Here is a 9,822-nt window from a genome sequence, read left to right on the forward strand (position 1 = left end):
ATCGGGGCGCTGGTGCTCGGAACGGCACTTCCCATCTCATCCGCGGCCTGGGCGGCGATCTGCCCTGGCAGGGCGTGATCCTGTCGGTCTCGGCAGTATCGATCGCCGGCGGTCTGGCGATGCTCTTTCTCGTGCCGGACGGGCCGCATCTCAGGGCGGGCGCGAAGTTCGACCCGGCCGCATTCGCGACGATCTTCCGCTCGGCCGAATTCCGGGCGTCGGCCTTCGGCTATTTCGGCCATATGTGGGAGTTCTACGCGTTCTACGCGTTCCTGCCGGTGCTGCTGGCGGCGCGCCTCGGCAGCGACGGCGCGACGGTTTCGGTGTGGAGCTTCGCGGCGATCGCCAGCGGCTTTCTCGGCTGCATGGTTGGCGGCTACCTGTCGCGGGGGCTCGGCAGCGCGCGCGTTGCCTATATGCAGTTGTCGGCGTCCGGCCTGTGCTGCCTCGTCTCGCCGCTGGCGTTCCTGGCGCCCTTGCCGGTGTTCCTTGCCTTCCTGTTGTTCTGGGGCGTGGTCATTGCCGGCGACTCGCCGCAATTCTCCACGCTCAACGCCCGTTTCGCCCCGCCGAGGCTCGTTGGCTCGGCGCTGACGATCGCCAATTGCATCGGCTTCTCGATCACGATCGTTTCGATCTCGCTGCTTGCCTGGCTGATCGAAACCGCCGGACCGCAGTATGTTTTCGTGATGCTGGTGCCCGGGCCGGTGCTCGGGCTGGCTGCATTGAGGCGGCTGGCCGCAAAGCCGGCGTAAGGACGGGGCACAATCGAGCTCCCGGAATACCGACGTTCGCCTTTTGATCTTTTCACCGTATATCTGTGCCCCTTTAATGTTCAGCGGCCTCCATGTTTTGATCCGAGAGCCAGTCGGCCAGCCCGCCGGCCACGTAGCACGGGCCGTTGTCGGAGAGCAGCCGCGGCCGCTGATACACCGTCGGCTATCGCAGCCGGAAGCCTCGAGCGCCATCGTCAGCGTGTCGGTGACGTCTTGCGCCCTCATGGTCGTGCACAGCTTCCAGGCGCTGATGTGAGCCAAGGGAAGTCGTCGAGGATGGTCGACAGGGAGAACCAGCCCCAGCCGATCACCTTCAGATAAGTGAAGCCGGTCTGCCACAGCTGGTTCGGCGCGGTCGTCTTGTCATGGAACTCGTCGGCAGCCTTGATGAGCATGAAGGCCGGGCTGGTGATCAGATCGTGGGCCTTGAGCAGGCGGTAGACCGAAGCCTCCGACAAAGTAGCTTTCGGCGTCGGTAAATGTCACCGCCAGTTCGCGCGGCGACAGCTCCGGCCTGTTGAGGGCGCGGTCGCGGTCATCGCCCAAATGTAAGTGACCGCTTTTGTGAAGGGTTACGGATGCCGGCCTTCTGTGAGAGGTGCCGTGCGCTGGGGCCGGCGTCCGGAAGCCTCCAGGGAAGGCCGGCATCCGTAACCCTTCACAGGGCTTCTCGTTCAACTGCTCCGGTGGAAGGTCCGAGAAGTGTCGATATTTTCACCTTCCAGAGGTCGCAGAGCAGCACAGCTACCATGCAGTCCGTTCGGGAAGGCCGATGCCGATCGCCGGGTTCGCTTTCTGTTCGATCTTAGCGTGTCCGAGGGAACAGTTCTTGTCCTGACCCCCATCTGGCAAGCCTCGGCGCAGGTGGTGAAAAATCTCGCACTTGAGTGCATTGCACAAATAGTGTGCAATGCACTCACAAATCCGCAGCGTCCCTGTCGTTCGGTCCGCCGGCTGCTTTTCTCCCCCTTCCTTGATTTCTCTCTATAAATTCGAGCCGCACGCAGTTGGCACGGTTCCTGCTTGATCTCTTGCGGGCCCATTGTAGGACCATAAGATACGCGTCTAATGTCGGGCGCATCAGGCAAAGCCGCCGATCAGGTTCTTCTCGCGACTCCGGATGTACGGGCGCGGCAGACCGGCCGGCGGCTTTTTCGTTTCAGCCAAACGGCACCGTCATCGCGCCGCGAACGGAGGAAAAGATGATCAACCCCACCAGAGCCGTGCGCTCGGCCGAGCACGAGTTCAGGCCGATGGCGCGCATCGACTTCAAGGAGGCAGCGGAATGAACGCGATGTCCGCGAACAGGGTAGCGATCGGTACGATCGACGACATCCCGCGGCGCGGCGCGCGCTGCATGAAAAACGGCGACATGACGATCGCCGTGTTCCGTACCGTGGACGACCGGATCTTCGCGCTGGAAGACAAATGCCCCCACCGCAACGGGCCGCTCAGCCAGGGCATCGTCCATGACGGCTGCGTCACGTGCCCGCTCCACAACTGGGTGATCTCGCTGGAGACCGGCACCGCCCAGGGCGCCGACGAGGGAAGCACGAACACGTTTCCCGTCCGGCTCGAAGACGGCCGGATTTACCTCGACCTGACCTGCAACTTCGCCGCCGCCTGAGCGGCTCCGACCGAGAAGGAACCAATCATGTCTTACGTCGTACCCCAGGAACTTACGGCAAAAATGATCGATGCCGGGGAATCCAAGGTGTTCATGTCCACCAAGGACACGCTGATCCGGGCCTACATGGCCGGCGCCATCCTCGCTCTTGCCGCGGCCTTCGCCGTGACGATCACCGTCAACACCGGACAGCCGCTGGTCGGCGCGCTGCTCTTCCCCGTCGGCTTCTGCATGCTTTACCTGATGGGCTTCGACCTGCTGACCGGCGTTTTCACACTGGTTCCGCTGGCACTCATCGCCAAGCGGCCGGGTGTCACCGTCGCCGGGGTGCTGCGCAACTGGGGACTGGTGTTCATCGGCAACTTCGCGGGCGCCATGACGACCGCGGTGTTCATGGCGATCATTTTCACGATGGGTTTCAGCCAGGAGCCGGATGCGGTCGGACAGAAGATCGGCCACATCGGCGAGGCACGAACGCTCGGCTACGCCGCGGCCGGGTTTTCAGGCATGCTCACGCTCTTCGTTCGGGCGGTGATGTGCAACTGGATGGTCTCGACCGGCGTGGTCGCCGCGATGATGTCGAACACCGTGTCGGGCAAGGTCATCGCCATGTGGATGCCGATCCTCGTCTTCTTCTACCTCGGCTTCGAGCATTCCATCGTGAACATGTACCTCTTCCCCTCGGGCATCATGCTGGGCGGCCAGTTCACCTGGACCGACTACTTCCTGTGGAACGAGATCCCGACCGTCGTCGGCAACCTCGTTGGCGGCGTCACCTTCGTCGGCGCGATGATGTATGCCACGCATTACAAGACATCGCCCCAGCGGCCCCGCCCCTCCGACCGGCGCGGCGACGGCCGGCGCGCAGCCGCAGTGGCGGCCGAGTAGACCGGGAGCACGGTCCCGCCACGGCGCGCGGGACCGAATCCTCCGGGAGAGATCGATGCTTCAGGACCTTAGCCGACAGAAACTCGCAGTAACGATCGGCCAGCATTCCGTGGCGGGACGGAAGCCTCTGAACCAGGACTTCCACGGCACGCTGGTTCCGGTTGGCAGGGTCCTCACCCTGAAGGGCGCGGCGTTCGCGCTGGCCGACGGCATATCGTCGAGCCCTTTCGCCCACGTGGCCGCCGAAACGGCGGTCAAGAGCTTCTTGGACGACTACTATTGCACGTCCGACACCTGGACGGTGAAGATCGCGGCAAGCCGCGTGATCGCCGCCGCGAATTCGTGGTTGAACGCCCAGAACAGCGGGACATCCGATCGCAACCGCGGCTATCTCACGACCTTCAGCGCGCTTGTCCTGAAGGGCCGCCAGGCGCACGTGTTTCACGTCGGCGACAGCCGCGTGTGGCGGCTGGTCGACGGCAGTCTCGAGCAGCTTACGAACGATCACCGCGTCGAGCTCTCAGCGGAGGAAAGCTATCTCGCCCGCGCGCTCGGCCTGTCCGCCTCTGTCGAGATCGACTACCGCCGGGTCGAGATCGAGGCCGGCGACGTCTTCGTCTTGACGACGGACGGCGTTCACGACCATGTACCGCCACGCGCGCTCGCGGCCTGTGTCGCTGAAGCAGCCGACCTTGACAAGGCCGCACGCGACATCGTCGCCCTGGCGCTGTCCAACGGCAGTGCCGACAATCTCACCATCCAGATCGTGCGCATCGATGCCCTGCCGCCGACCGATGCCGACACGGCGCTCGGCGAAGCCGATACGCTGCAGCCCGCCGCCCTGCCGCAGCCTCCTTGCGATTTCGAAGGCTATCGCATCCTTCGATCGCTCCATGCGAGCAGCCGCAGCCATCTCTTTCTCGCGACCGATCTGGAAAGCGGAGATCGCGTCGCCCTGAAGGTTCCTTCGATCGGCCTGCGCGACAACGCCGACCATCTGCGCCACTTTGCGATGGAGGAATGGATCGCCCGCCGCATCTACTCGCCGCATGTGGTCAGTCCGGCAGCTGCGCCCCGCCAGCGGAAAAGTCTCTACATCGTCACCGAGTATATCGAGGGACAGACCCTCCGTCAGTGGATGGCCGACAATCCAGCGCCGAGTCTCGAGACGGTGCGCGGCATTGTCGAGCAGGTCGCCCGTGGGCTACGCGCGTTTCACCGCAAGGAAATGCTGCATCAGGACCTGCGCCCCGAGAACGTCATGATCGATCGCGAGGGCACGGTGAAGATCATCGACCTCGGATCGGTCCGCGTCGCAGGCGTCCTGGAGGCACTCCCTGACCTCGACGCCGGAGAAATGCTCGGCACCGTCCAGTACTCGGGCCCGGAATACATTCTCGGCAAGGGCGGCAGCGAACGCTCCGACCTGTTCTCCCTCGGCGTCATCGCCTACGAAATGCTGACGGGGCGACTGCCCTATGGCGGCCGGATGGCGCGTGCACGCACCCCTCGCGCACAGGCGAAGGTCTCATACGTCCCGGTATCCTCGCTCGATCCGCGCGTGCCGGTTTGGGTCGACGGGGCACTTCGAAAAGCGGTGCATCCTTCGCCGCTGCGCCGTCAGGAAGCCCTGAGCGAATTTCTGGCAGACATGCGCACGCCCAATCCGGCGTTCGGCCCTGGCCGTTCGATTCCTCTCGTCGAGCGGGATCCCGTCGCCTTCTGGAAAGTGGTCTCGGTGCTGCTCGCGCTTGTCGTCCTGTTCCTTGCCTTCCTGCTGCTTGAACCAAGCTGAACCGATGGAGAAACCTATGGATACGATGACCCGCGAAGATGTGACCGCCATGATCCTCTCGGCCAAGCGCCAGGCGGGCCTGACTTGGGAAGGTATCGCCGCATCGATCGGGATGTCGCCGGTGTGGACGCATTCGGCCGCGATGGGCATGAACGCCATGCCGGCGGAAAAGGCACAGGCGACGATAACGGCCCTCGGCCTGCCTCAGGAAGCCGCGCTGGTGCTTCAGGAAAGCCCCACCAAGACATGGCAGCAGGCCGTTCCGACCGATCCCTGCATCTACCGCCTCTACGAGATCGTCGGCGTCTATGGCCCGACGATCAAGGCGCTGATCCATGAGAAATTCGGTGATGGGATCATGTCAGCCATCGACTTCGACATGTCGGTGACGCGGGTCGAGCACCCGAAGGGCGACCGTGTGAAGGTCGAGATGTCCGGCAAGTACCTCGCCTACAACGCCTGGTGAGGGGGGACAGTCCCGATGCACACATGCCGCCCCCAGATCAGGAGTATCATCGATGCAGGTCGTGTCCAGGCAGCCGAATGAAGCTGCGCCGGCGCGCATTCAGCCGCTGGCCGTACTCCCCGTCTTTCTCGACCTGACGGGCAAGCGCGCGGTCGTCGCCGGCGGTTCGGATGGCGCGGCATGGAAGGCCGAACTGCTTGCTGCGGCGGGGGCTCGCGTCGAAGTCTATGCCTTGACGGCAGACCTGTCTGAAGAGATGCGGCGTATCGTCGGTCGCGAAAGTGCAATCATCCTGCTTGAACGGACGTGGCGACCGGCCGACCTGTCAGGCGCCGCAGTAGCGCTCGCGGATGCCGGCGATGACCGCGAAGCCGCAGCCTTCGAAGCCGCGTCTCGCGCCGCCGGTGCTGCCTGCAACGTCATCGACAAGCGCGCCTTCTGCCACTTCCAGTTCGGTTCTATCGTCAACCGTTCGCCGGTCGTCGTCGGCGTCTCGACGGCCGGCGCGGCGCCGATTCTCGGTCAGGCAATACGCCGCCGAATCGAAACCTTGCTGCCGCCGGCACTGGCGAAGTGGGCCGCGTTGGCGCGCGACCTGCGGGACCGCGTCGCTGAAACGCTCGCTCCCGGAGCGCGCCGTCGCGCATTCTGGGAAAAGCTGGTCGACCGTGCCTTTGGACCGGCCCCGACTGTCGTTTCGGAGGCTGAGCTGCGCGAGGCGGTGATGCTCGGGTCGGCCGGCGAGCCGCGTGGACATGTCACCTTCGTCGGAGCGGGCCCGGGAGATGGAGAACTCCTGACGCTGAAGGCAGTGCGCGCCCTCCAGGCCGCCGACGTGATCCTGTTCGACGATCTGGTGTCCGACGAAGTGCTCGAACTGGCGCGACGCGAGGCCCAACGCATTCTGGTCGGCAAGCGCGCCGGGCGGCCGAGCTGCAAGCAGGACGAGATCAACGAGATGATGGTGAGTCTGGCAAAAGCCGGACGCCGGGTCGTGCGGCTCAAGTCCGGCGACCCGATGATATTTGGCCGCGCAGGCGAGGAGATCGAGGCGTTGGTGCGCGAGGAAATCGGCTACGACGTCGTTCCGGGCATCACGGCCGGCCTCGCCATGGCTTCGGCACTCGGGGTTTCGCTGACCCACCGCGACAGCGCCAAGTCAGTCCGTTTTGTCACCGGCCACTCCAGGCGCGGCGGCCTGCCGGAGGACATGGACTGGCGGGCGATTGCCGACCCGAGCGCGACGACGATCTTCTACATGGGCGGGCGTACCGCCGGCGAGATCGCGTCTCGCCTCATCGCGCACGGCATGCCGGGAAGCACGCCGGTCGTGGTCGCAGCGGATATCGGCCGCGCCGGTCAACAAATACGCACCGGCTGCCTTTCGGTCCTCATGGATGTTCCTTCAGAGCCAGCCGGCTCGAAACCGGTCCTGATTGGGATCGGCAATGTGTTTGGCCCTCACGCCAAAAAATGCGTCGTGGCCCATCAAGGCACAAGCCGCTCGGCCGCATAGCTCGATGGTTGGCCGACGCACGGTGCTACCTTCTGGCCGCACGCAATGTCTGCTTCCAAGCCGTTGCCACGTTGACTTGAACGGACGATATGAGGCGCATAGCTGCCTCCCCCCGCCGATCTCTCGTTGTGATCATGTTCATTCTGGTTTCCCCATCGATTTCGTGTTGGGGACACGGGCGGGTCATAATTGGCCCGCCCGCCGGCGACAGCTCATTCCCGTTTCAGCGAGCGCCGTTCTGGGCCGCCTGTTCTATGACTGTCAATCGGCGTGGGGCCTCCGCGCCGATCGGCACGATAAGTCATTGAAATCTCAGTCGTGGGTGGGATGACGCTGTGCTGCTGATTCACACAAAGAGCAACGCGCATCCGCCGATACGCGGATCTCTTGGCGGCAAAAGAGGCGAGACAGCCGAATGAGCCTACACCTGCACCTGTCCACCGCCCGAATTGGAAGCAGCGATCCACAGCATGACCGCCTCCGGATCTTCCAGGATTCCAGCCCTCTTCGCAAAGCCGACAAAGGCATCGCGCGCCATGCTCATTGGCTTAAGCCCACCATGCGCGAAGGGCTGTTTCATGGATCAGGTTGCGGCGATCCTCCGGCCATCCTCCAGAAAATCGATCGCGTCCCCGAGATCGGCGATCTCCTGCACCATGTAGGCTCCGTTCTTGAGGGCATCGCGTTGAAAGTACGCCAAACAACGGTAAGGGCGAACAAACAGTGATTTTGTTGGGCGCTCGTTTTAGAGGGCTGCCCTGGGTCGCTCGCAAGGCGGCAAAGCCGCGCCGAAAGCCCCGACAGGATTTCGAGAGGCCAACCGAGGCAGCTGTGCTATCATGCTGTCGAGAGGCGCTGTGTCCGAGTGCGGCCCTTCCGGTTGTAATTTGGCAGGATTGGCTTGTCTAGCGGCCTCCAAGGCAGAAGGGAGGATGCTATGACCATTTCCCGACGTGATTTGCTGACCTATTCTTCCGTGGGAGCGGTCGGCATGTTGCTAGCTTTGCCGACTGCACGCGAGGCTATAGCAGAAGCACCCCTCAGCGGCGTTCAGGTTCCTGGAGTATACCGCTTCAAAATTGGTTCATTTGAGATCACTGTCATTAGCGACGGCACCATCAGCTTTCCGCCCGAAGTGCTTTGGCCAGAGGTGAGTAAGGACGAGCGGGATGCTGTGTTGGGCGGTGATTTCACCTCAACCGAGACGGTTGTCCTTCAAACCAACGTGCTTGTCGTCAACACGGGGGATCATCTCGTTCTCATAGATGCAGGGTCGCGCGGGAAGTTCATGCCTACGGCGGGCAAATTCCTTTCAAATCTTGCAATCGCGGGAGTTAAGCCGGAGCAGGTCGATATTGTCCTCGTCACGCATGCTCACCCGGACCACCTGTGGGGTGTCACCGATGCCATGGATAAAGAGCGGACGTTCGTGAACGCCGAATACGTGTTTTGCGAGGACGAACTGAATTTCTGGCGCATGCCAAACCATCCATTCGAAACGGACGCCAACCGGAGCTTCATTTGGCGGCGCAACACGTACAACTTTGAAGCAATCGATGATCGCATCCGCACTATAAAGGCCGGCGGCGAGGTCACCCCTGGTATCGTGACAATGAGCACGCCGGGCCATACTCCAGGCCACGTTTCGGTTCACATAGCGTCGGAAGGGGAAGAGCTCGTCTGCACCGGCGACGTGGTCGGAAATCGCGCTGTCGGATTTCAGCATCCTGACTGGCGTGGTGGCTTCGATCTCGACCTCGATCAGGGCGTTAAGACTCGCCGGTCGTTCCTCGATAGTGCCGCTTCGAAAAAGGTTCTTGTCGCAAGCTATCATCTCCCGTTCCCGGGCTTGGGCCACGTCGCCCGAGACGGGACGGCCTACCGCTGGATCCAAGCCGATTGGATGTGGGATTTGTAGCGCGCCCTCGCCTCAGTCTTCCGTAAACGGCAAATCGGGCAGTCTCGGTAGGTGGCTCTGCGACACCACATCTAGCCGGAAGCGTACGTCCGTTGGGTGTCAAAGCGGTGAGTTCCGCTCAAGGTCCGCTATCCGGGAGAAAATTTGAGTCTGGAATGTCCGACTAGGGTCAAAGTCGCTGGTTTCGGTGCAGGTCCGCTTATGAGCCGCCAAATCGGTCCAGCAAAGGCCTTGACCAAGCCATTCTATGGCTGTTCGGCCGGCTGCATCTGCCCTGCCTCGCATTCCGGCAGCCGCAGCGGCTTGGCAAGTTTCGCCAGCGCCCCAGGCTTGGCGCAAGCCGGGAAGCCGGCGAGCCGCATCGTCTGGATATGCCGCTGATGCTCGGCGGCGATGAGCTGCGCGGTGGCGCGAATGCGCTCGCCCTGGCGCTGGATCGAGCCTTCCAGCACATATCGGACATTCAGATCGCGTCCGATCTGGTGCACGTCCGCCGGCTTGCCCTTGTAGGCTTCCGTCGAATTGCGGGCGATCACGTCGATCTCGCTCCAACTGGACAGGTCGGTGATAATGTCTTCGGTCAGGCCGTCGGCTAGCCGTCCGGTGGCCGCGTCGACCCCGTAATTGTTGAAGGGCAACACCGCGATCGAAGGCTTGGCGCTCGCCATGTCGGTCGGCCAGAATTGCCAAGCACCGAGGACGATCGCGAGCGCGGCGAGCGCGGCCACCGCCGGCATCGCCCAGCGCGGCATCGATCCGAGGAGTGGCCGGCGCGCTCGCCTGCCGTCGAGCCTCAGGCGATACATCCGCATCGGGCGGCTGATGTTCTTGACCTG

8 protein-coding genes and 2 pseudogenes are annotated in these 9,822 nt (G+C 63.1%); 8 read left to right on the plus strand and 2 right to left on the minus strand.

What is annotated here, in order from left to right; all coding sequences use genetic code 11:
• The coding region (locus tag G6N73_RS32780; RefSeq protein ID WP_165034087.1) for an MFS transporter at nt 1–755 on the plus strand (755 nt) is incomplete at its 5' end.
• 91 nt (nt 756–846) lie between these two features.
• Here G6N73_RS32780 and G6N73_RS32785 read toward each other — a convergent pair.
• Nucleotides 847–1,301: pseudogene (locus tag G6N73_RS32785) on the minus strand (DDE-type integrase/transposase/recombinase); the annotation flags it as partial.
• A gap of 760 nt (nt 1,302–2,061) precedes the next feature.
• On the opposite strand from G6N73_RS32785, the gene nirD reads away from it, so the two are divergent.
• From nirD to G6N73_RS32820, 7 genes are all read left to right on the plus strand, one after another.
• The gene (gene nirD / locus G6N73_RS32790; protein ID WP_165034088.1) at nt 2,062–2,403 is read left to right on the plus strand and encodes a nitrite reductase small subunit NirD; all 342 of its coding nucleotides are present in this window, start codon (nt 2,062–2,064) and stop codon (nt 2,401–2,403) included.
• A 27-nt stretch (nt 2,404–2,430) separates the two neighbouring features.
• Complete coding sequence (locus G6N73_RS32795; RefSeq protein ID WP_165034089.1) at nt 2,431–3,291, plus strand: formate/nitrite transporter family protein; 861 nt, start codon at nt 2,431–2,433, stop codon at nt 3,289–3,291.
• 55 nt (nt 3,292–3,346) lie between these two features.
• Nucleotides 3,347–5,086 (plus strand): bifunctional protein-serine/threonine kinase/phosphatase, encoded by a 1,740-nt coding sequence (locus G6N73_RS32800; protein ID WP_165034090.1) that lies wholly within the window; start codon nt 3,347–3,349, stop codon nt 5,084–5,086.
• Nucleotides 5,087–5,102: 16 nt separating this feature from the next.
• Nucleotides 5,103–5,552 (plus strand): cyanase, encoded by a 450-nt coding sequence (cynS, locus tag G6N73_RS32805; RefSeq protein ID WP_165034091.1) that lies wholly within the window; start codon nt 5,103–5,105, stop codon nt 5,550–5,552.
• 52 nt (nt 5,553–5,604) lie between these two features.
• Nucleotides 5,605–7,068, plus strand: a complete 1,464-nt coding sequence (cysG, locus tag G6N73_RS32810) for a siroheme synthase CysG (RefSeq protein WP_165034092.1) — start codon at nt 5,605–5,607, stop codon at nt 7,066–7,068.
• A 415-nt stretch (nt 7,069–7,483) separates the two neighbouring features.
• Nucleotides 7,484–7,795 carry a hypothetical protein gene (locus tag G6N73_RS38450; RefSeq protein ID WP_165034093.1) on the plus strand — a complete coding sequence of 104 codons (312 nt, stop codon included), beginning with the start codon at nt 7,484–7,486 and terminating at the stop codon, nt 7,793–7,795.
• A gap of 210 nt (nt 7,796–8,005) precedes the next feature.
• Nucleotides 8,006–8,986 (plus strand): MBL fold metallo-hydrolase, encoded by a 981-nt coding sequence (locus G6N73_RS32820; protein WP_165034094.1) that lies wholly within the window; start codon nt 8,006–8,008, stop codon nt 8,984–8,986.
• Between the two features lie 245 nt (nt 8,987–9,231).
• Here the strand turns inward: G6N73_RS32820 and G6N73_RS32825 are convergent.
• Nucleotides 9,232–9,822 (minus strand): annotated as a pseudogene (locus G6N73_RS32825) (hypothetical protein); the annotation flags it as partial.

Origin of the sequence: Allomesorhizobium camelthorni (genome assembly GCF_011045125.1) — a bacterium.
Classification (GTDB): Bacteria; Pseudomonadota; Alphaproteobacteria; order Rhizobiales; family Rhizobiaceae; genus Allomesorhizobium; species Allomesorhizobium camelthorni.

Excerpts from the sequence above, each read along its gene's own strand:
- G6N73_RS32795 (WP_165034089.1), top strand. The coding sequence starts at position 2,431 with ATGTCTTACGTCGTACCCCAGGAACTTACGGCAAAAATGATCGATGCC.
- G6N73_RS32820 (WP_165034094.1), top strand. The coding sequence starts at position 8,006 with ATGACCATTTCCCGACGTGATTTGCTGACCTATTCTTCCGTGGGAGCG.
- cynS (WP_165034091.1), top strand. The coding sequence starts at position 5,103 with ATGGATACGATGACCCGCGAAGATGTGACCGCCATGATCCTCTCGGCC.
- G6N73_RS32800 (WP_165034090.1), top strand. The coding sequence starts at position 3,347 with ATGCTTCAGGACCTTAGCCGACAGAAACTCGCAGTAACGATCGGCCAG.
- G6N73_RS38450 (WP_165034093.1), top strand. The coding sequence starts at position 7,484 with ATGAGCCTACACCTGCACCTGTCCACCGCCCGAATTGGAAGCAGCGAT.
- nirD (WP_165034088.1), top strand. The coding sequence starts at position 2,062 with ATGAACGCGATGTCCGCGAACAGGGTAGCGATCGGTACGATCGACGAC.
- cysG (WP_165034092.1), top strand. The coding sequence starts at position 5,605 with ATGCAGGTCGTGTCCAGGCAGCCGAATGAAGCTGCGCCGGCGCGCATT.